Genomic DNA, 21783 nt, shown 5'->3' on the forward strand with positions numbered 1-21783 from the left:
GTGGATCAGTATTCTCCGGTTGAAACGCGGCCATTGTGGAGCCAGCAAAAGCACCGCACATCTGTCATGAACGCCACTTGTCTGCGACATGATGTCGTTTCATATGCCATCCAAAACCCATTGGGTTAGAATGCCCCCCTTTTCTGCCCCCGATCCTTGAGGACCGCCATGTTCAGCCGTGATTTGACTATTGCCAAGTACGACGCCGATCTCTTTGCCGCCATGGAGCAAGAAGCTCAGCGCCAGGAAGAGCACATTGAGCTGATCGCTTCGGAAAACTACACCAGCCCTGCGGTGATGGAAGCTCAAGGCTCGGTACTGACCAACAAGTACGCTGAAGGCTACCCGGGCAAGCGCTACTACGGTGGTTGCGAGTACGTCGACGTTGTTGAACAACTGGCCATCGACCGCGCCAAAGAGCTGTTCGGCGCCGATTACGCCAACGTTCAGCCGCACGCCGGTTCCCAAGCCAACGCCGCTGTTTACCTGGCCCTGCTGCAAGGTGGTGACACCATCCTGGGCATGAGCCTGGCCCACGGTGGTCACCTGACTCACGGTGCCAGCGTTTCGTCCTCCGGCAAGCTGTACAACGCCGTGCAGTACGGCATCGACGCCAACGGCCTGATCGACTACGACGAAGTCGAGCGTCTGGCGGTTGAGCACAAGCCGAAAATGATCGTGGCCGGTTTCTCTGCCTACTCGCAGATCCTCGACTTCCCACGCTTCCGCGCCATCGCTGACAAAGTCGGTGCCTACCTGTTCGTCGACATGGCTCACGTGGCCGGTCTGGTCGCCGCTGGCGTCTACCCGAACCCGGTGCCATTCGCTGACGTGGTCACCACCACCACCCACAAGACCCTGCGCGGTCCTCGTGGCGGTCTGATCCTGGCGCGCGCCAACGCCGAGATCGAGAAGAAGCTGAACTCCGCGGTATTCCCGGGCGCCCAAGGTGGCCCGCTGGAGCACGTGATCGCCGCTAAAGCGATCTGCTTCAAGGAAGCGCTGCAGCCTGAGTTCAAGGCTTACCAGGAACAAGTGGTGAAGAACGCCCAGGCCATGGCCGAAGTGTTCATCGAGCGCGGTTTCGACGTGGTGTCCGGCGGTACCAAGAACCACCTGTTCCTGCTGTCGCTGATCAAGCAGGACATCTCCGGTAAAGACGCCGACGCCGCTCTGGGCAAAGCGTTCATCACCGTGAACAAGAACTCCGTGCCTAACGACCCACGCTCGCCATTCGTCACCTCCGGCCTGCGCTTCGGCACCCCGGCTGTGACCACTCGCGGCTTCAAAGAAGCAGAGTGCAAAGAGCTGGCCGGCTGGATCTGCGACATCCTGGCTGACCTGAACAACGAAGCGGTGATCGACGCCGTTCGTGAGAAAGTCAAAGCCATCTGCAAGAAACTGCCGGTGTACGGCGCGTAATCGCGACGTTAAATCCGCAGCATGAAAAACCGGCCAAGTGATTGGCCGGTTTTTTTTGTGCCCACATTTTTTTCAAACGCCTGAACCGCTCAAGAATGGGACTCACCGCACAACTGGTCAGACCGGTCATGCCAATTCGTCAATTTTCACTTGCGATCCGCAAAAATCCGCGCCTAGACTGCACCCGCACTGGACATACCGGTAAGACCACAATAATTAAGTTCTGAATCTGATGCGCCCAAAGGCGCACGGCAGCCAGGACACCGACCAGGATTCCTCCCATGCTCAGATGGTGCTCGCGTTCAATCTTCCTCCAAGTGGTTCTCGGACTGGTGCTCGGCATCGTCTGCGGGCTGACCCTTCCCGAATATTCCGCTCAGCTCAAACCACTGGGTGACGGCTTCATCAAACTGATCAAGATGCTTATCGGCCTGATCGTGTTCTGCGTGGTGGTCAGCGGCATCAGCGGCGCAGGTGATCTGAAGAAGGTCGGGCGCATCGGCCTCAAGTCGGTGATCTACTTTGAAGTGCTGACCACCATCGCGCTGGTGATCGGTCTGGTATTCGCCTTCAGCACCGGCATCGGCAGTGGCGCGAATATCCATCTGGAGCAGTTGTCCGCCGCCGACATGGGCGACATCGCCGAACGCGGCCAGCATATGCACACCACCACGCAGTTCCTGATGGACCTGATTCCGACCTCGGTGCTCGGAGCCTTCGCCGACAACAACATCCTGCAGGTACTGCTGTTCTCGGTGCTGTTCGGCAGCGCGCTGAATCTGGTGGGCGAAGCGGCTTCCGGGATCTCACGGCTGATCAACGAGCTGAGCCATGTGATCTTCCGGATCATGGGCATGATCGTACGCCTGGCGCCGATCGGCGTGTTCGGCGCCATCGCCTTCACCACCAGCAAGTACGGCCTCGATTCGCTGCAACACCTGGGCAGTCTGGTGGGCTTGTTTTACCTGACCTGCATGGCGTTCGTCAGCGTGATCCTCGGCGTGGTAATGCGCGCCTCGGGCCTGCGTCTGTGGCCCCTGCTCAAGTACCTGCGCGAAGAATTGCTGATCGTCATGGGCACCGCTTCTTCCGACGCCGTGCTGCCACAGATCATGCGCAAACTTGAACACCTGGGGATTGGCAGCTCGACCGTCGGGCTGGTGATTCCCACCGGCTATTCGTTCAACCTCGACGGTTTCTCGATCTACCTGACCCTGGCCATCGTGTTCATCGCCAACGCCACCGGCACGCCACTGGCGATGACCGATCTGCTGACGATTCTGCTGGTGTCGCTGATCACTTCCAAGGGCGCCCACGGCATTCCCGGCTCGGCGCTGGTGATTCTGGCGGCGACGCTGACGGCGATCCCGGCGATTCCGGTCGTGGGTCTGGTGCTGGTACTGGCGGTGGACTGGTTCATGGGCATCGGTCGGGCGCTGACCAACCTGATCGGCAACTGCGTCGCTACCGTGGCCATCGCCCGTTGGGAAAAGGACATCGACGTACAACGCGCAAACAAAGTACTCAGCGGTCAGCAGGGCTACACCTTTCAACCGCGTAAAACCGGAACTCCGGCGCACCAGCAAGAGTTCTGATTTTCAACCCCGCAGGAGCTGCCGCAGGCTGCGATCTTTTGATCCTGTTTGCGGCAGCCCCAACGGGCTTACGGAGCAAGACAAGTGATCACCACATCAACCGTCGTCAACTCAGTCGTAGAAAAACTGCGCGCCGCCCTCGCCCGTGGTCAGTGGCGCTCCGGCGACATGCTGCCGGGTCAGCGCGAACTGGCCGAACAACTGGGCATCAGCCGCCCAAGCCTGCGCGAAGCGGTGATCGTCCTGGAAACCCTTGGCCTGGTGCGTTCGATGCCGGGCAAAGGCGTGGTGGTGCTCGACGCCCAGCTCAGTGACAGCCAGAGTCACGACAGCGCGGTGGCCGGCGCCAGCCTCGAAGACGTGCTGCAACTGCGCTACACCCTAGAGCCATTCATCGTCGGTCTGGTCGCGCAGTCGATCAGCAGCAAGGAAGTCGGGCAATTGCGTCTGACCCTGATGGACATGCGCGAAGCCCTTGAAGCCGGTAACAGTGAAGCCGGGGTCAGCGCCTACATCGCCTTCCACGAGGAGCTGTTCACCCTGACCTCGAACCCGATCTTCCAGAGTGTGGTGCAGCAAACGAGCAATGCCCTCAAGCAAAGCGCCGAAGTGCTGCGCAATTCGCCTGAGCATCTGGCCGAACGCCTGGAAGAAAACGAAGCGGTGGTGCGCGCAATCCGCAGCAAGAACAGCGCTCAGGCCAGCGCCGAAATGCGTCGGCACATTCTGCGTGAAGGCCAGCGCATGGGCGTTGAATTGAACATTCCGGATGACAACCTCAGCCACTGATTGATTCACACTGGAGACCGGCCATGAACAGCCTTGCCACGTCGCCGCACACTCGTCAGATGTCGGCCCCCCTGCCCTTCTCCCACCTGCAGGCGTCGGCAGACGATCTGTACCCGCGGCTGTTCGACGCGATTCTGGACCGGCGAATCGACCCGGCCAGCCGCTTCACCGAAGACAGTCTCAAGCAGATGTTTGGCGTCAGCCGCGCCGATGTGCGCCGGGTGCTGACGCAGTTGTCCCATGAGCAGGTGATTGTGCTGCGCGCCAACCATCGGCCACGGGTCGCCACACCGGATGCCGAGCAGACCCGGCAAACCCTGCACGCCCGGCGCCTGACCGAAGTGACGCTGGTGCGTCTGGCTTGTCAGAATACGTCAGCGGAGGGTTTGAAACGGTTGCGCACGCTGGTCGAGCGTGAACGTCTGGCCGTGACACAGGAACGCCGTGCGGCGGCGATTCGTTTGTCCGGCGAGTTTCATCTGCAGTTGGCACAAATGGCGGGGAATGCACCGTTGGCGCATTTTCTTGGCAGTCTGGTGCCGTTGACGTCGCTGGCGATTGCGCGGTGTGATGGATCAACGCCCGGTTGCTGCGCGTGGCAGGAGCATCTGGCGATTGTCGAGGCGGTCGCGTCTGGGGATATGTCCATGGCTGAGCGACTGATGAATCAACACCTGGATCATCTTGAGCAGACCTTGCTGGGTACAGCCCTTGAGCATCGTGTCGCCGGTTAGATCGCCTTCGCGAGCAAGCCCGCTCCCACAGTGAATTGCATTCCTCCTGACAGAATGCGGCCTACTGTGGGAGCGGGCTTGCTCGCGAAGGCGTCAGCCCTGGCGCCGAAGAATCATCAGGCAGAAGTCACTCTGGCAAACCCGGCCCGGATCTTCTCTTCCGGCAAATCATCGGCAATAAACACAATCACACTTTCCCGCGCCTCACCCTCGGCCCACTCGGTGTCCCAGTCGAATCCGTAAAGTTTCAGTACGCCCTGAAACACCAAGCGCCGATCTTCACCCGCAATGTTCAGAACACCTTTGTAACGCAGCAATTGCTTGCCGTGCTCTTCCAGCAGCTCGTTCATGAACTCGCTGAGTTGATCGATATCCAGTGGCTGGTCTGTGCGCAGCACCAGGCTGGAGATACGGTCGATGGACGGCGCCTTGCTCACCGGACGCAGACTCACCCCGCCGCCGAGATCGGCATTGAGATTGAAGCCACGCACGTCGAGCAGTTCGGCCAGATCGATGTTGCCATGCTCGACCACGCGGATCGGCGCGCGACGATTGATCCGCGTCAGGCGTTCGCCCAGCGCGGTGAACGTGGCCTCATCCACCAGATCGGTCTTGCTCACCAGCAAGCGGTCGGCGAAACCGATCTGCGCCTGAGCAATGGTCTGGGTCAGGTGCTGGTCGGCATGGGCGGCATCCACGAGGGTGATGATGCCGTCGAGCAGATAACGCTCGCGCAGTTCCTCATCGATGAAAAAGGTCTGCGCCACCGGGGCCGGGTCGGCCAGACCGGTGCACTCGATCACCAAGCGATCGAAGGCGATTTCGCCGTTGTCCAGGCGTTCGAGCAGCAGGTACAAGGCCTTGGTCAGGTCAGTGTGGATGGTGCAGCAGACGCAGCCGTTGGCCAGGGTCATGACTTGCACCGGTTCGTCGCCGAGCAACTGGGTGTCGATGCCGGCGTCGCTGAATTCGTTCTCGATCACGGCGATCTTCAGGCCATGCTCGGCTTTGAGCAGATGGCGCAACAAGGTGGTCTTGCCGGCACCGAGGAAACCGCTGAGTACCGTTACGGGTATGGGAGAAGACAAAACACGATCTCCTGAAACAAACACAAAACAAATGTGGGAGCGAGCTTGCTCGCGAAGGGGTCGTGTCAGTCGACATCATTGCTCGATGACACACCGCTTTCGCGAGCAAGCCCGCTCCCACCGGGGGATTACCTCAACCGCAGGCTGTCAGCTCAACAGCACTTCGGCCCACCCTTGCCACCGTAACGCGCTTCCTGACGTTCGCGGAAGAACATCTCGTAGCTCATTACCGGTTTGTCCGGGTGTTTGGTTTGCATATGCTCGACGTAGGTGTCGTAGTCGGGCATGCCGACCATCAGGCGTGCGGCCTGACCGAGGTATTTGCCGAGGCGACTCAGGTCATTGAACATGGTGCAATCCTCTGGTTACGCGTCCGGCAGGGCCTGGAATGGCGATTCTTTATCCGTACGCTCTTTTTTGCCCCAGGCGGCGATGCCGACCTTGAGCGCATAGAACAGGATGCTGAAGACCACGAACAGGAACAGCGCAGTGAGCGTTGCGTTGGTGTAGGCGTTGAAGATCACGTGCTGCATCTGCTCGATACTCTTGGCCGGGGCAATGACTTGGCCGGCGGCCAAGGCATCGCTGTACTTCTTGGCCAGCGACAGGAAGCCGATCGCCGGGTTGGCGTCGAACAGCTTGATGAAGCCTGCAGTGGTGGTGCAGATCAGCAGCCAAGCGGCTGGCAGCAGGGTGACCCAGATGTAGCGCTGGCGCTTCATCTTGATCAGGACCACGGTGCCGAGCATCAGCGCGATACCGGCCAGCATCTGGTTGGAGATACCGAACAGCGGCCACAGGGTGTTGATGCCGCCCAGCGGATCGATCACGCCCTGATACAGCAACCAGCCCCACATCGCCACACAACCGGCGGTGGCGATCAGGTTGGCGGTCCACGATTCGGTACGTTTCAGCGCCGGAACGAAGGAGCCGAGCAGGTCCTGCAGCATGAAGCGCCCGGCACGGGTGCCGGCGTCTACAGCAGTCAGAATGAACAACGCTTCGAACAGGATCGCGAAGTGGTACCAGAACGCCATGGTGTTTTCACCCGGCAGGACACTGTGCAGGATCTGCGCGATGCCGACCGCCAGGGTCGGCGCGCCGCCGGCACGGGCGAGGATGGTGGTTTCGCCGATGTCGTGAGCCACGGCTTGCAGCGCCTCCGGCGTGATCGCGAAGCCCCAGCTGCTGACCATCTGCGCCACCGATGCGACGTCACCGCCGACCACGGCGGCCGGGCTGTTCATGGCGAAGTACACGCCCGGCTCGATCACCGAAGCGGCAACCATGGCCATGATCGCCACAAACGATTCCATCAGCATGCCGCCGTAACCGATGTAACGCGCGTTGGTTTCGTTATCCAGCAACTTCGGCGTGGTGCCCGAAGAGATCAGTGCGTGGAACCCGGACACCGCACCGCAAGCGATGGTGATGAACAGGAACGGGAACAGACCGCCCTTCCACACCGGCCCGGTGCCGTCGACGAACTGGGTCAGCGCCGGCATTTTCAGCTCGGGCATGGTTACCAGAATGCCGATCGCCAGAGCGATGATGGTGCCGATCTTGAGGAACGTCGACAGGTAGTCGCGCGGCGCCAGAATCAGCCACACCGGCAACACGGCGGCAACGAAGCCGTAACCGATCAGCATCCAGGTGATTTGCACACCGGTGAAGCTGAAGGCCTTGGCCCACACCGGATCAGCGGCAATCTGCCCACCGAGCCAGATCGAACCGAGCAGCAGCAACACGCCGATGACCGAGATCTCGCCGATGCGGCCCGGGCGGATGTAGCGCATGTAGATGCCCATGAACATCGCGATCGGGATGGTCGCCATCACGGTGAAGATGCCCCATGGGCTCTCCGCCAGTGCCTTGACCACGATCAGCGCCAGCACCGCGAGGATGATGATCATGATCAGGAAGCAGCCGAACAGGGCGATGGTGCCGGGGATGCGGCCCATTTCTTCACGCACCATGTCGCCCAGGGAACGGCCGTTGCGCCGGGTCGACATGAACAGGACCATGAAGTCCTGCACCGCGCCCGCCAGCACCACCCCGGCAATCAGCCACAGCGTGCCGGGCAGATAACCCATCTGCGCCGCCAGTACCGGGCCGACCAGAGGTCCTGCGCCGGCGATGGCCGCGAAGTGGTGACCGAAAAGAATGTGTTTGTTGGTCGGCACGTAGTCCAGGCCGTCGTTGTTGAGCACGGCGGGGGTGGCCCGACGCGGATCCAGTTGCATCACATTGTTGGCGATGAACAGGCTGTAGTAACGGTACGCAACCAGATAAATGGCCACGGCCGCGACCACGATCCACAAGGCGTTGATCGCCTCTCCTCGGCGCAATGCCACTACGCCCAGGGCGCACGCTCCTACGATTGCCAGCACTAGCCAGGGTAAGTGGCGTAGCAGGCTATTATTATTTTTCATTTTATTATTCCAGCCAGGGTGGACAAGAAAGACAGCCACCCCGAGTTTAGCGCTTACGGCGCCAAAGGCCATACCCCGACGTTGGTCTAGACGGCTCGTTGATTGGCAGCCACCCGCGAGTCGGGTCTATAGTCAGCGAACTCTCCCGAGGATTGCGCCATGAGCGAACACCCAGCCAATCGCCGTCGCTTCAAACGTATTGCGTTCGATGCCAGAACCGAGCTGAGTCAGGGCCACTTCATCTGGCCGGTGAAGTTGATCGACCTGTCGCTCAAGGGCTTGCTGATCGAGAAGCCGGAGCCGTGGCTGGGGGACAAGGAGCAGGATTTCTTCGTCGACATTCATCTGAGCGATGACGTGAATATTCAGATGGATGTGCATCTGGCCCACGAGGATCACGGGCAACTGGGGTTTAAATGCCGGCATATCAGTCTGGAATCGATCCAGCGCTTGCGGCGGTTGATCGAGCTGAATCTGGCGGATGAAACCGAGCTTGAGCGCGAATTGGGTGCCTTGATCGAAATCTAGCCGCCAAATCAACGTGGGAACACTCTTGTGGTGAGGGGATTTATCCCCGATGGGGCGCGGAGCGGCCCTGATAAATCTGGGTCTGCTGCGCAGCCCATCGGGGATAAATCCCCTCACTACAGGATTTCATTCAAACAAGGGAACGGCGTTTACTCGAATAATGCGTCGAGCGCCTGCTCCAGGCGGGTCACGGCAATGATCTGTAACCCCGGCGGCGCCTCCTTCGGCGCATTGCCCTTGGGCACGATCGCCCGTTTGAAGCCATGCTTGGCCGCTTCCTTCAAACGCTCCTGCCCACTCGGCACCGGACGCACTTCGCCGGACAAGCCCACTTCACCAAACACCAGCAGGTCATGCGGCAAAGGCCGGTTGCGCAGGCTCGACATCACCGCCGCCATCAATGCCAGATCCGATGCGGTCTCCAACACCTTCACCCCGCCGACCACGTTGAGGAACACGTCCTGGTCGTGAGTCGGAATACCACCGTGACGGTGCAATACCGCCAACAACATCGCCAATCGGTTCTGATCAAGGCCCAACGTCACGCGCCGTGGATTGGCCAGATGACTGTCATCCACCAGCGCCTGCACTTCCACCAGCATCGGCCGGGTGCCTTCCCAGGTGGCCATGACCACACTGCCCGGGACTTCTTCCTGGGCACGGGTGAGAAAAATCGCCGAAGGGTTGGAGACTTCTTTCAGGCCCTTGTCGGTCATGCCGAACACACCGAGTTCGTTGACCGCACCGAAACGGTTTTTCACCGCCCGCAACAGACGCAAACGGCCATCGGATTCGCCTTCGAAATACAGCACGGTATCGACCATGTGCTCCAGCACCCGCGGGCCGGCGAGCGCGCCTTCCTTGGTGACGTGACCGACGAGGAAGATCGCCGTGCCACTCTGCTTGGCATAACGCACCAGCAACGCCGCGCTCTCACGTACCTGCGAGACGCCACCCGGCGCTGATTGCAGCTGTTCGGTGAAAATGGTCTGGATCGAGTCGATCACCATCACCTTGGGTTTTTCCTGACGGGCGGTGGCAATGATGGTTTCGATGCAGGTTTCGGTCATCACCCGCAGTTGATCCTGGGGCAGCCCCAGACGCCGGGCGCGCATCGCCACCTGCTGCTGGGATTCTTCGCCGGTGACGTACAGCGCCGGCATGCTCTTGGCGAGGTTGCACAGGGTCTGTAACAGAATCGTCGACTTGCCGATGCCCGGGTCACCACCGATCAGCACCACCGAGCCGTCGACCAGACCGCCACCCAAAACCCGATCCAGCTCACCGGACGCGGTGGAGAAGCGCGGAATCTCCTCGATGCTGACTTCGGCCAGGGTCTTGATCTGCGCCTGCTGCCCGGCCCAGCCGGTACGCCCGGTGGGCGCCGTGGCCCCGCCGCTTTCGATCATGGTTTCGGTCAGGGTGTTCCAGGCGCCGCACTCGCCGCACTGGCCTGCCCACTTGGGAAAGGTTGCGCCGCACTCGGTGCAGCCGTACATGCGCTTGGCCTTGGCCATCTGGATCCCCCGGCAAAAACCGCGATGATAACGCAGCCACCGCTCAGCGCGGCGCGGCGGTGCGGATTTCGCCGTTGGCCAGACGCGCGGCGCTATTGCCCAGCGGGTCTTCGGCATTGAGATCGGCGCCTTTGGCCTTGAGCGCATCGAGCAGTTCGACACGCTTGAACAACCCGGCGTACATCGCCGCAGTCTGGCCTGCGCCGTTGCGCTGATCGGGGCTGCAATCGGTGGCCATCAGCCTTCGAGCAATCTGCATCTCGCCTTTGAAAATCGCGCCCATCAGCGCTGTGTTGCCACGTTGGTCCTGCGCGCAGGCATCAGCGCCCGCCGCCAGTAACCGGTCAACTGCTGCGCCCTGGCCGTGATACGCCGCCAGAATCAAAGCCGTGTAGCCCTTGCTGTCGCGGGTATCGAGGGAATAACCGGACTCGATAAAGGTCTCGAGCATCGGCACATCACCACGCCGGGCGGCATCGAAATAGTAATCCTGCAACTGCGCCTTGATCGCCTCGGGGTTCTGTTCGGCCAGCGCTGCAAATGACAGGCAACCGAGCAACAGTAAAAGAAAGGCACGCATAAACGCTCTCCTTGGGCAGAACGGGGCCTGAATCAGGCCCCGCGTTGCATGGCGTCGAGATCAGTCGACCAGTTTCGCTGCCAGCGCCTTGACCCGGCTCAGGTCACCCTTGGCCACTTTGGTCACACCGGTGCCGTATTCCGGATCTGCCTTATAAAGAAAGGACAGGATGATGTGCTTGCTCTCGTCATCGGTGGTCGCCAGCGAACCGCCGAAGCTGGCGATCAGGTCCTGACGCTCCTGCTGGCTGAACGAGCGATACAGATCCCCGGCCTGTTTGAAGTTCTGCTCACGCTGAATCTTCGCCTGCTGGGTGCTGCCCGACAGTGCCAGCTGGCTGTAACGCGCGCTTTGCGGCTCTTCACGCGGTTGCAGGCGGCTTGGCTGATAGTTCACGCCAGACTGCGTGGCTGCAAAGTTCATCGCACCGTCCTGATTGCCATTGTTGACCGCAACTTTTGGCGCGTTGATCGGCAACTGCAGGGCATTGGCTCCCAGACGATACATCTGCGTATCGGCATAAGAAAACACTCGACCTTGCAACAGACGATCTTCTGAAGGTTCGATACCCGGCACAACATTGGCCGGGGCCATGGCAACTTGTTCGGTTTCCTGGAACACATTGGCCGGATTACGGTTCAACACCATTTGTCCAACTTTTCGCTCAGGAACATTCGGCCAGATCTTGGTAGCGTCCAATGGATCGAAATCAAACTTGGACAAATCTTGCGGATTCAGCACTTGGATGTACAAGTCCCATTTCGGGAAATCACCCTTATTGATATGACTGACCAGATCATTAGTCATATGACTGTAATCTTTGCCCTGAACTTTCTCGACTTGTTCAGGTGTCAGGTTTTTGATGCCCTGCAAACTTTTCCAGTGGAACTTCACATAGTGCACTTCGCCTTTGGCGTTAACCAACTTGTAGGCATGCACGCCATTACCGTCCATTTCCCGATAACTGGCTGGAGTACCCGAATTGGAATACAGCTCGGTCAGCGTGCGAGTGGCTTCCGGCACGTGGGAGAAGAAGTCGAAACGACGCGAGTCATCGTCAAGGTTGGTGCGTGGATCGGGTTTGAACGCATGGACCATGTCCGGAAACTTGATCGCGTCGCGAATGAAGAAGGTCGGGAAGTTGTTGCCGACCAGGTCCCAGTTGCCATCAGCGGTGTAGAACTTGGTGGCAAAGCCCCGTGGATCGCGCAGGGTTTCCGGGGAGTGGTTACCGTGAACCACTGCGGAGAAGCGCACGAACACTGGCGTCACCTGCCCGGCAGCGAATACCTTGGCCTTGCTCAGGTCGCTGAGGTCGTTGGTCACGGTGAACGTGCCATGGGCACCGGTACCGCGGGCATGCACCACACGCTCGGGAATGCGCTCACGGTCGAAACGCTGGAGTTTCTGGATCAGTTGCACGTCTTGCAGCAGCACCGGGCCGTTGGCGCCGGCGGTTTGCGAGTTCTGATTGTCGCCCACCGCTGCACCATTATCCCGGGTCAGGGGCGCGGCGTGCACGGAGAAGGTCAACAGGCTGGCGGTGAGTACGCCGAGCGTACGGCGATGGGGAAAAGCCCCCAGTCCAAGGGTGGAATTCATATCAGGTTCCTCTGGTTCTTTTGGGCGCATCCAGGTGCGCCAACCAGAGGCTAGAGGGCTAAGTCCGCGAACATAAATAGAAAGTTCGTAACCCGACGATTGAAAATTTTGGCTTCCCGATCAGCGTGTTACGGCGTATTTCGCGCGCGATTAGTGGCACTTTGCAAACTAATTGCAGATTTATCGGTCGATAAAAACGGGCATTGTAAGAAGGTGTTTCGCGCAGGACGCGTTTGCTGATTTACACTGCGTACACCAACCTCATCTGTAACAAGGAAATAACCTATGGGCGTGCTTAGTGAGTTCAAGGCCTTCGCGGTCAAAGGCAATGTGGTCGACATGGCCGTCGGTATCATCATCGGTGCCGCCTTTGGCAAAATTGTTTCGTCGTTTGTCGGCGACGTGATCATGCCGCCAATCGGCCTGTTGATCGGAGGGGTGGACTTCAGTGATCTGGCCATCACGCTTAAAGCCGCCGGGGGCAACGCCCCTGCCGTGGTCATGGCTTACGGTAAATTCATCCAGAGCATTCTGGACTTCGTGATCGTCGCCTTCGCGATCTTCATGGGTGTCAAAGCCATCAACCGCCTTAAACGCGAAGAAGCCGTAGCCCCTTCCCTGCCACCGGTTCCGACCAAGGAAGAAGAGTTGCTCGGTGAGATCCGCGATCTGCTCAAGGCCCAGAACAACCGGCCTTGACTGCTTGATGAATAAAGAACGGCGCCTGATGGCGCCGTTTTTTTACCAGTAGTTTTCCACCGCCACCTGTCCCGGCCGCCGCGTCAGGCTCAGGCTCATGTGGCGTTTCTTCAGCAGTGCCCGGGTGTCGTCGATCATCTGCGGATTGCCGCACAGCATGACGCGCGAGTGCTCGGGGGCCAGTTCAACGCCGGCTTCATGCTCCAGCTCGCCGCTATCAATCAGGCTGGTAATACGGCCATGCAAGGCACCAGGAACCTTTTCTCGGGTAACGGTGGGAATGAACTGCAGTTTATGGGCGTGTTCTGCCAGGTACTCACGCTCGGACAGTTCTGCAATCAACGACTGATAGGCCAGTTCCCGCGCTTCGCGCACGCTGTACACCAGAATGATCCGCTCGAATCGCTCCCACACTTCGAAGTCCTGCAGAATCGACAGAAACGGCGCAACCCCGGTCCCGGTGGATAACAGCCACAAATCCCGACCGTCGACAAACCGATCCAGCGTCAGGTAACCAAAGGCCTGGCGTTCCACCAGCAGGGTATCGCCGACCTGCAAGCGACTAAGTTCACTGGTGAATTCGCCACCTGGCACCACGATGGAGAAGAACTCGAGAAACTCGTCGAAGGGTGAAGAGACCATCGAGTAAGCACGCCAGACCGTGCTGCCATCAGCCTTTGTCACCCCCAGGCGAGCGAATTGTCCCGCGCGAAACCTGAAGCCCGTATCGCGCGTGGTGCGCAGGGTAAACAGACTGGGGGTCAAAGGCTGCACGTCGAGCAAGGTCTGGGCAGTAAATTTATCTGCGCTGACAGTCATGGGGGCACTCCACGGAAAAGACCCTGACAGTCTCGCGCAAACTCAGAGCATAAACACCACTGCTTTTGTAGTGGTTTACCGTTCAGACCGCCCGAAAAAAATGAGAATTAAACCCAAATGCCGCTAATACAGTTTTATTCAAAGTCCGATTGAATGACAGGTTAAATCCAACGCGTTATTGATGACTAATAACCTTTCCAGCAACTAACCGCCCCCTCCAAGAGCAAAAAAATTCAACGCCATTTGTAAGACCTGTCCTACACTCGGTTGCGTGCAGGATCCGATTGGATCCATAAAAAAGCACCCTACGAACGACTCATGGAGAGTGAGTGATGGAAATGTGGAAGGAGTCGCAATTAAAGCAACTGACTTTCGCAAGAGAAATAGAGACCGCTTATCCGATCTTGCTGCGATTCGCTCAAAATATTGGCTTCAATTTTTGTGCCATCTCATTGACATCAAACAATCGGAACGCTGACTTAAAGACCTTGCAAATCAATAACTATCCGAAAGAGTGGAACCAACTTTATGAAAGACAAAACTACCGGAAAATCGATCCGGTAATAGCACACTGCAGTCGTTCAATGCTGCCGATTGTCTGGACCGAGGACGTGTTTTCGCAAACCTTGTCGCTGTGGGACGCCCAACAGAAACATGGATTGCGACACGGTTGGTCGCAGTCGTTCCACCACGAAGACAGCGGGCTGTGCAGCACCCTGAGCCTCGCCAGGAAAAACGGTCCATTAAGTCCGCTCGAGTTGTACGAGCATTTTGGCTATATGTTTTACGCGACCAGCCACCTGAGTGACCTGTTCGCCAAAACCTTGCCCAAACCGGTCAAAAAGCCCGCCCCCCCACGCCTTTCACCGCGAGAACTGGAAGTGCTCAAGCTATCGGCGCTCGGCAAGACGGCCTATGAGATTGCCAGGATCCTCTGCCTGAGCGAGCGGATGGTGAATTACCACGTGCAAAACGTGATTCTCAAACTGAACGTCTGCAACAAGATTTCTGCGGTCATTGCTGCCAAGAGTTGCGGCCTTCTCGACATGCCTGCCCACTAAAAGCTGCGAGTATTTCAACGGAAAAAAACGTACCATCTGCGACCTTCCTGAGTGATGACGTGAACCTTGACGTTGTATTTCACTCGGACGGTACCGCTGCGCGATGCCCTGGGCTGCGGGCCACCCGTTGAATAACCAGAGTTCCCGTACCATGCCCTTGCTCGAAACGCCCTTTGCCCAACTCGACCTGATCCGCCAGCCCGAGCAGCAGAATGAACCGCTGCAAGCGTTCGATGCGGCTGACGAATACCTGCTCAATCATCTGGCCGCGCAACAACCGACGGCAGACACTCGGGTATTGGTACTCAATGACAGCTTCGGAGCGCTGGCGGCGAGTCTGGCGGGCAAGGTTCAGGTCAGCAGCAGTGGCGACTCGTTTCTCGCATTCCAGGGCCTGGAAAAGAACCTGGTACGCAACGGCCTGGCATTTGATGCCGTGCGCGGAATTGCGGCCAGTGAGCCGTTGGTCGGGCCGTTCGACCGAGTGCTGATCCGCGTGCCCAAGACGCTGGCATTGCTGGAAGAGCAACTGATCCGCCTGCAAGGGCTACTGGCACCCGGCGCCGAAGTGGTGGCAGCGGCCATGGTCAAGCATTTGCCGCGCGCAGCCGGTGATCTGCTGGAGCGTTACATTGGCCCGGTACAGGCTTCACTGGCGGTGAAGAAAGCTCGCCTGTTGATCGCAACGCCTGAAGCCAAAGCTCCGGCGACCTCGCCCTACCCTTCGCGTTATCAACTGGACGAGCCGGCCATCGAATTGCTCAACCACGCCAACGTGTTTTGCCGTGAGGGCCTGGACATCGGCACCCGAGCTTTTCTCCCGCACCTGCCCAAGAACCTCGGCAGCGCCCGCGTCGCCGACCTCGGCTGCGGTAACGGCGTACTGGCCATCGCCAGCGCCCTGCACAACCCCGACGCGCACTACACGCTGGTCGACGAATCGTTCATGGCCGTGCAATCGGCCGCCGAGAACTGGCGCGCCGCGCTGGGCGAGCGCGAAGTGCTCGTGCGCGCTGGCGATGGTCTGGCCGGCCAGGCGCCGCAATCGCTGGACGTAGTGCTGTGCAATCCGCCGTTCCATCAACAACAGGTGGTCGGCGATTTCCTCGCCTGGCGCATGTTCCAGCAGGCCCGCGAGGCGCTGGTGGTGGGCGGTGCTTTGTACATCGTCGGCAACCGGCACCTGGGCTATCACAGCAAGCTGGCGCGGCTGTTCCGTGGCGTCGAGCAAGTGGCAGCCACACCGAAATTCGTGATTCTCAAAGCCCGCAAGTAAAGCGTCAGGCAAAAAAAACCCTCCGCAATGCGGAGGGTCATAAAACCGTGCCCAAGGGCAGCGGGACGGGATGTTTCAGTGTGTGGTCAGGCCGGCCGCGCTCATGAACAGGCGCATCAGGCTGGCGGCAATGAACAGCGCGCCGACGCTACCGATCCAGATCAGGGCCAACCAGCCGAGCCGCTGCCACAGCGGCTTTTTTTCGGCTTCTTCAATCTCGTGCAGGGAATGTTTGCTGTTCATTGCATCGTTCCTCTTGGGCGATGGCGTCGCTGAGGACGCCACCGCGAGCCGGCTTGCTCTCACAGGGTGAGCAAAGCGAGAGATCAGTGGTAACCGTCTTCATGGGTGACCTTGCCGCGGAACACGTAGTAGCTCCAGAAGGTGTAACCCAGGATGAACGGGATGATGAACAGCGTACCGACCAGCATGAAGCCCTGGCTTTGCGGCGGTGCGGCGGCGTCCCAGATCGAGATCGACGGCGGCACGATGTTCGGCCACAGGCTGATGCCCAGACCGCTGTAGCCGAGGAATATCAGCACCAGGGTCAGCAGGAACGGCATGTAGTTGGCATTGCGCGCCACCGCGCGGATCAGCCCGTACAGCGTCACCAGCACCAGAATCGGCACCGGCATGAACCAGAACAGGTTCGGCATGCTGAACCAGCGTGTCGCGATCTCGGGGTGAGCCAGCGGCGTCCACAGACTGACGATGCCGATCACCGCCAACAGCACGAACGCCAAGGGCCGCGCGAGGTTGTGCATCTGCTCCTGCAACTTGCCTTCGGTCTTCATGATCAGCCAGGTGCAACCGAGCAAGGCATAGGCCACCACCAGCGCGGCGCCGCAGAACAGGGTGAACGGTGTCAGCCAGTCCAGTGAACCGCCGGCGTATTGCCGATTGACCACCGGCAAACCGTCGATGAAGGCCCCGAGTGCCACGCCCTGGAAGAACGTCGCCGCCACCGAACCGCCGATGAACGCCTTGTCCCACAGGTGGCGCTTGTCGTCCTTGGCCTTGAAGCGGAACTCGAACGCAACACCGCGAAAAATCAGGCCGATCAGCATGAAGATCAACGGCAGGTACAGCGCCGACAGCACCACCGAATAGGCCAGCGGGAACGCGCCGAACAACGCCGCGCCGCCCAGTACCAGCCAGGTTTCATTGCCATCCCAAACCGGGGCGACGGTGTTCATCATTACATCACGGTCGGTCTTGCCCGGGATGAACGGGAAGAGAATCCCGATCCCCAGGTCGAAGCCGTCCATGACCACGTACATCATGATGCCGAAGATGATGATCACGGCCCAGATCAGCGGAAGATCAATACCCATGAGTCAAATCTCCTTTTCCAGGCTACGCTGCGAGTCGGCGTCGGTACCTTCATCATCGGCTGCGGACAACGGCCGAGCCGGAGTGCGTTTCTGGCCAGGACCACCTTCGTTGGTTTCCTTGCCTTCGTCGGTTTTCGGCCCTTTGCGCACCAGGCGCATCATGTAGCCAAGCCCCGCACCGAACAGCGCGAAATACACCACGACGAACATGATCAGGGTGATGCTCATCTGCATGAAACTGTGATTGGACGAGGCATCCGCCGTGCGCATCAGCCCGTAGACCACCCACGGCTGCCGACCGATTTCAGTGGTGAACCAGCCAGCGAGGATCGCGATCAGGCCGGACGGCCCCATCCACAACGCCAGATACAGGAACGGCCGCGACGTGTAGAGCGAATCGCGCTTGCGCAGCCACAGGCTCCACAGACCGGTGAAGATCATCAGGAAGCCGAGACCGACCATGACCCGGAACGACCAGAACACGATGGTCGAGTTCGGCCGGTCTTCAGGCGGGAACTCCTTGAGCGCCGGTACTTGCTTGTCCAGCGAGTGGGTCAGGATCAGGCTGCCGAGATACGGAATCTCCACGGCGAATTTGGTTTTCTCTTCCTTCATGTCCGGCCAGCCGAACAGGATCAACGGCGTCGCTTCGTTGCCTTTGTTTTCCCAGTGGCCTTCGATCGCGGCGATTTTTGCCGGCTGATGCTCAAGGGTGTTCAGCCCGTGGAAGTCACCGATAACCGCCTGGATTGGCGCGACGATCAGCGCCATCCACATTGCCATCGACAGCATGGTGCGGATCGCCGGGTTGTCCTTGCCGCGAAGCAGGTGCCAGGCCGCCGACGAGCCAACGAAGAACGCCGTGGCCACGAACGCAGCGGTCGCCATGTGCATCAGGCGATACGGGAACGACGGGTTGAACACGATGGCCAGCCAGTCGGTCGGGATCACCTGACCGTTGACGATCTCGAAGCCTTGCGGCGTCTGCATCCAGCTGTTGGAAGCGAGGATCCAGAATGTCGAGATCAGCGTGCCGATCGCCACCATTACCGTGGAGAAGAAGTGCAGTTTGCGTCCGACCTTGTTCCAGCCGAACAGCATCACCCCGAGGAAACCGGCCTCAAGGAAGAATGCCGTGAGCACCTCGTAGGTCAGCAACGGTCCGGTGACGGAACCGGCGAAGTCCGAGAAACGGCTCCAGTTGGTGCCGAACTGGTAAGCCATGACCAGACCGGAGACCACACCCATGCCGAAGTTGACGGCAAAGATTTTCGACCAGAAGTGGTAGAGATCCCGGTAAGTGTCGTTATGGGTTTTCAACCACAACCCTTCAAGCACCGCCAGGTAGCTCGCCAGACCAATGGTGATGGCCGGGAACAGGATGTGGAACGAGATGGTGAACGCGAACTGAATTCGGGCGAGATCGAGTGCCTCTAAACCGAACATAAGTCTTCCTCTGTCAGGTAATACCGGCATTGGGGCTTGTGGCCCCTGCCTACTGCCCCCACGGATATGGAGTGCGGCGAATTCTGATTCGTTCTTTTTTAACAGCCATCGCAACGCAGGGAGTCTGGCCAACGGGCCACCAGAGCATGGCCCGGGAGGGTCTTGATCTGGATCAAGCAACGTTAAAAGAGTAGTCCCATTTCCGACGAAGAACGGCGTGGTCGTTTGCCGCGTGACAAGTTGCCTCATTGCCTGGGCAACGTTCTGAAAGACACTCCTCAGAGCTGCACGACCTGTAGTGAGGGGATTCATCCCCGATGGGCGGCGAAGCAGCCCCACAGACATCCTGCCTTTTGGTGCATCGTCAATTTTTTACGACTGCTGCGCAGCCGATCGGGGATAAATCCCCTCACCACATTGGGGTGAGAGGTGCCAGGGAACGATAGATGTCTGGCTAACTAAATTTTTTGTCATAGCAACTTCCTGTTACAGACTGGTGATAACCTCGCGGTTCCCCCAAGAGCCAGACCTGCCTTCAGATGCCCAGCCAAGAGCCCCTGCTGTTACGTCACCATCGTCCTTTTCTTGCGTTCTGGTTCGCCCGAATCTTCACCGCCAGTGGCTTTCAGATGCTCACGGTGGCGATCGGCTGGAATCTGTATCAGTTGACCGGCAACGTGCTCGACCTGGGTCTGGTCGGTCTGGTCGAGTTCGCGCCTCGGGTGCTGTTCATGCTGCACACCGGGCATGTCGCCGACCGTTATGACCGGCGTCGGGTCGCGGCGATCTGTCAGTCGTTGCAGGCGTTGATTGCCCTGGCACTGGCCATCGGCAGTGCGACCGACCACGTCACCCGGGAAATGATCTTTATCCTCGCCTTCCTGCTCGGTGCGGCGCGCTCCTTCGAAATGCCGACGACCCAGGCGCTGCTGCCGAGCATCGTGCCCAGCGCCCTGTTTCCACGGGCGGTCGCCGCAGCACAGTCGGCTCAACAGTCAGCCACCATTGTCGCTCCGGCCCTCGGTGGCTTGCTTTACGCGTTTGGCAGTGTCTGGGTCTACGGCCCGACGGTATTGCTCTATGTCATCGCCTGCACCTTGATGCTCAACCTGCCCGCGCGACAGACGCCACTGAACAAAGGCAAAGCCACGCTGGATTCGTTGCTGGCGGGTATCCGCTTCATTCGCAGCCGCCCGGACATCCTCGGGGCGATCTCGCTGGATCTGTTCGCCGTGCTGCTCGGTGGTGCCACCGCGTTGCTGCCGGTGTTCGCCAAGGACATCCTGCTCACCGGCCCATGGGGCCTGGGCCTGCTGCGTTCGGCGCCGGCGGTTGGTGCGTTGGGGATGTCACTGTTTCTGGCGCGATTTGCCGTCGAGCGCAATGTTGGCCGGGTGATGTTCACCGCCGTTGGCGTGTTCGGCGTCGCAACCATCGCCTTCGGTCTGTCGACCTCGTTCTGGTTCTCGCTGGCGGTGCTGGTGGTGCTCGGCGCGGCGGACATGATCAGCATGGTGATCCGCGCCTCCTTCGTGCAGCTGGAAACTCCGGACGAAATGCGCGGCCGGGTCAGCGCAGTGAACGGCCTATTCATCGGCGCCTCGAACCAGTTGGGCGAATTCGAATCCGGCCTCACCGCGCACTGGTTCGGCACCGTCCCGGCGGTGGTGATGGGCGGAATCGGAACGCTGGTGGTCACCGGAACGTGGATCAAACTGTTCCCGACCCTGGCCAACCGCGACCGGATGCATGTGCCGGTGGAAGAGGCGAAGGTCTGACTCTCGTCAAACCAACATCTCCCCCGCCACTTTCGCCCGCAACGCCTTGCCGCCAAGCTGCTCCACCAGCGTCAGGGCAAACGCCAGTGCGCCACCGGAGCCTTGGGCGGTGATGCAATTGCCGTCGACCACCACCGGCTGATCAACAAACGTACAGCCCGACAATTGATGACTGGCACTCGGCAGGCAGGTCATGCGCCGCTGGCGTAATACGCCTGAGGCTTGCAGGGCGATGGCCGGGGCTTCGCCGATGGCGGCGAACAGGCGGCCGGCGCTGGCCTGGTCCCTGAGCAATTGCTGCAGCGGCTGATGCGCCGCGAGATGTTGGGCGCCGACGGCACCACCGGGCAGGACGATCAGGTCGAAGGTCTGCGCCAATACATCAACCAGCATGCCGTCCGCTGTCAGGCGCGTACCGCGCGTGCAGGTCAGCATGCGCCGGCCTTCGATGCTGGCCGCCACGACTTCGACGCCGGCGCGGCGCAGCACGTCGACCAGGGTCACGCTTTGCAGATCATCGATGCCCTCGGCGAGGGTAATCAGGGCTCTAAAGGTCATGGGCGCTATCCGCTGGGTGATCTTTAAAGCGTAGTCAGCTTTGCCCTGCCTGTTCGATGACAGCCGTTACTTGATGTAAAGCTGGGCCGACAGGGTGTTGCGTGGCGCGTTGATCGAGGTGTTACTGAAGGTGAAGGTGCCTTCCTGCTTGCCCGCCAGATCAAAGGTATACAGTGAGCCGACGGTGTTGCTGCCGGGCTTGCACTCAGTCAGGTTGCCGTTATCAAAGGCGCACACCGGCGCCCGGGTGCCGTTGACTTCAAAACCGTCCAGCGTGGCATGCGGCTGGTTCTGACCATAGCCGATTTCCAGCACGAACACCTTGATGCTCGGGCCGCTGTGATCGCATTGGGTTTGCGGCTGGTTATCGCCGATGTCTTCGAGGCCGCAAGCCGGCGACTGAACCTTGATCACCTTCACTTCAGTCAACGGTGGCGCCGAGGCTGCCAGCGCCGCCGTCGACCCGACCATCAGCCCGGCCATTACCCCCAAAGCCTTTATCCAGCGCTTGCCCATGTGATCGTA

General features: G+C 59.7%; 21 protein-coding genes. 9 read left to right on the top strand and 12 right to left on the bottom strand.

Going from position 1 to position 21783, the window contains the following annotated elements; translation table 11 throughout:
• The first annotated feature begins 168 nt into the window (after positions 1-168).
• From glyA to E4T63_RS24100, 4 genes are all read left to right on the top strand, one after another.
• Positions 169-1422, top strand: a complete 1254-nt coding sequence (glyA, locus tag E4T63_RS24085) for a serine hydroxymethyltransferase (protein ID WP_003228394.1) — start codon at positions 169-171, stop codon at positions 1420-1422.
• A 281-nt stretch (positions 1423-1703) separates the two neighbouring features.
• Entirely contained in the window at positions 1704-3017 is a 1314-nt protein-coding gene (locus E4T63_RS24090; RefSeq protein WP_007963773.1) for a C4-dicarboxylate transporter DctA, read from the top strand.
• 84 nt (positions 3018-3101) lie between these two features.
• On the top strand, positions 3102-3806 hold the full coding sequence (locus tag E4T63_RS24095) for a FadR/GntR family transcriptional regulator (RefSeq protein ID WP_135296601.1): 705 nt from the start codon (positions 3102-3104) through the stop codon (positions 3804-3806).
• Positions 3807-3829: 23 nt separating this feature from the next.
• Positions 3830-4540, top strand: coding sequence for a GntR family transcriptional regulator (locus E4T63_RS24100; RefSeq protein ID WP_135296602.1), 711 nt, complete (start codon positions 3830-3832; stop codon positions 4538-4540).
• A 116-nt stretch (positions 4541-4656) separates the two neighbouring features.
• Here the strand turns inward: E4T63_RS24100 and yjiA are convergent, their stop codons facing one another.
• From yjiA to E4T63_RS24120, 3 genes are all read right to left on the bottom strand, one after another.
• A complete protein-coding gene (yjiA, locus tag E4T63_RS24105) occupies positions 4657-5628 on the bottom strand; it encodes a GTPase (protein ID WP_135296603.1) in 972 nt (323 codons plus the stop codon).
• Positions 5629-5780: 152 nt separating this feature from the next.
• Positions 5781-5978: a YbdD/YjiX family protein gene (locus E4T63_RS24115; RefSeq protein ID WP_003228401.1), complete on the bottom strand. Its 198-nt coding sequence runs from the start codon at positions 5976-5978 to the stop codon at positions 5781-5783.
• A gap of 15 nt (positions 5979-5993) precedes the next feature.
• Entirely contained in the window at positions 5994-8060 is a 2067-nt protein-coding gene (locus E4T63_RS24120) for a carbon starvation CstA family protein (protein ID WP_007963766.1), read from the bottom strand.
• A gap of 159 nt (positions 8061-8219) precedes the next feature.
• Between E4T63_RS24120 and E4T63_RS24125 the strand changes: the two genes are divergently transcribed.
• Positions 8220-8588 (top strand): PilZ domain-containing protein, encoded by a 369-nt coding sequence (locus E4T63_RS24125; protein WP_098965715.1) that lies wholly within the window; start codon positions 8220-8222, stop codon positions 8586-8588.
• Positions 8589-8737: 149 nt separating this feature from the next.
• Here the strand turns inward: E4T63_RS24125 and radA are convergent, their stop codons facing one another.
• The 3 genes from radA to katB are packed head-to-tail and all read right to left on the bottom strand — an operon-like array spanning position 8738 to position 12287.
• Positions 8738-10105, bottom strand: a complete 1368-nt coding sequence (gene radA, locus E4T63_RS24130) for a DNA repair protein RadA (RefSeq protein WP_007963764.1) — start codon at positions 10103-10105, stop codon at positions 8738-8740.
• Between the two features lie 43 nt (positions 10106-10148).
• Complete coding sequence (locus E4T63_RS24135; RefSeq protein WP_135296604.1) at positions 10149-10685, bottom strand: ankyrin repeat domain-containing protein; 537 nt, start codon at positions 10683-10685, stop codon at positions 10149-10151.
• A gap of 60 nt (positions 10686-10745) precedes the next feature.
• A complete protein-coding gene (gene katB, locus E4T63_RS24140) occupies positions 10746-12287 on the bottom strand; it encodes a catalase KatB (protein ID WP_098965718.1) in 1542 nt (513 codons plus the stop codon).
• A gap of 285 nt (positions 12288-12572) precedes the next feature.
• Here katB and mscL point away from each other — a divergent pair, with 285 nt between their 5' ends.
• Positions 12573-12986, top strand: coding sequence for a large-conductance mechanosensitive channel protein MscL (mscL, locus tag E4T63_RS24145; RefSeq protein ID WP_135296605.1), 414 nt, complete (start codon positions 12573-12575; stop codon positions 12984-12986).
• Between the two features lie 42 nt (positions 12987-13028).
• On the opposite strand, the gene E4T63_RS24150 is transcribed toward mscL, so the two are convergent.
• A complete protein-coding gene (locus E4T63_RS24150) occupies positions 13029-13805 on the bottom strand; it encodes a ferredoxin--NADP reductase (protein WP_135296606.1) in 777 nt (258 codons plus the stop codon).
• Between the two features lie 332 nt (positions 13806-14137).
• On the opposite strand from E4T63_RS24150, the gene E4T63_RS24155 reads away from it, so the two are divergent.
• Both E4T63_RS24155 and E4T63_RS24160 read left to right on the top strand, forming a co-directional pair.
• On the top strand, positions 14138-14866 hold the full coding sequence (locus tag E4T63_RS24155; protein ID WP_135296607.1) for a helix-turn-helix transcriptional regulator: 729 nt from the start codon (positions 14138-14140) through the stop codon (positions 14864-14866).
• A 151-nt stretch (positions 14867-15017) separates the two neighbouring features.
• Complete coding sequence (locus tag E4T63_RS24160; RefSeq protein WP_135296608.1) at positions 15018-16142, top strand: methyltransferase; 1125 nt, start codon at positions 15018-15020, stop codon at positions 16140-16142.
• Between the two features lie 75 nt (positions 16143-16217).
• Here E4T63_RS24160 and E4T63_RS24165 read toward each other — a convergent pair whose 3' ends face one another.
• The 3 genes from E4T63_RS24165 to E4T63_RS24175 form a co-directional block, all read right to left on the bottom strand.
• Positions 16218-16385, bottom strand: coding sequence for a DUF2474 domain-containing protein (locus E4T63_RS24165; protein WP_135296609.1), 168 nt, complete (start codon positions 16383-16385; stop codon positions 16218-16220).
• 83 nt (positions 16386-16468) lie between these two features.
• Positions 16469-17476, bottom strand: a complete 1008-nt coding sequence (gene cydB, locus E4T63_RS24170) for a cytochrome d ubiquinol oxidase subunit II (RefSeq protein ID WP_007963753.1) — start codon at positions 17474-17476, stop codon at positions 16469-16471.
• A gap of 3 nt (positions 17477-17479) precedes the next feature.
• Positions 17480-18922: a cytochrome ubiquinol oxidase subunit I gene (locus E4T63_RS24175; protein ID WP_027612845.1), complete on the bottom strand. Its 1443-nt coding sequence runs from the start codon at positions 18920-18922 to the stop codon at positions 17480-17482.
• A 539-nt stretch (positions 18923-19461) separates the two neighbouring features.
• Between E4T63_RS24175 and E4T63_RS24180 the strand changes: the two genes are divergently transcribed.
• Entirely contained in the window at positions 19462-20700 is a 1239-nt protein-coding gene (locus tag E4T63_RS24180; protein ID WP_007963751.1) for an MFS transporter, read from the top strand.
• 6 nt (positions 20701-20706) lie between these two features.
• On the opposite strand, the gene E4T63_RS24185 is transcribed toward E4T63_RS24180, so the two are convergent.
• Positions 20707-21258: a DJ-1 family glyoxalase III gene (locus E4T63_RS24185; RefSeq protein WP_135296610.1), complete on the bottom strand. Its 552-nt coding sequence runs from the start codon at positions 21256-21258 to the stop codon at positions 20707-20709.
• Between the two features lie 66 nt (positions 21259-21324).
• Positions 21325-21774, bottom strand: a complete 450-nt coding sequence (locus E4T63_RS24190) for a DUF4879 domain-containing protein (protein ID WP_135296611.1) — start codon at positions 21772-21774, stop codon at positions 21325-21327.
• Between the last annotated feature and the right edge of the window lie 9 nt (positions 21775-21783).

The organism is Pseudomonas fluorescens, assembly GCF_004683905.1.
Taxonomy (GTDB): domain Bacteria; phylum Pseudomonadota; class Gammaproteobacteria; order Pseudomonadales; family Pseudomonadaceae; genus Aquipseudomonas; species Aquipseudomonas putida_A.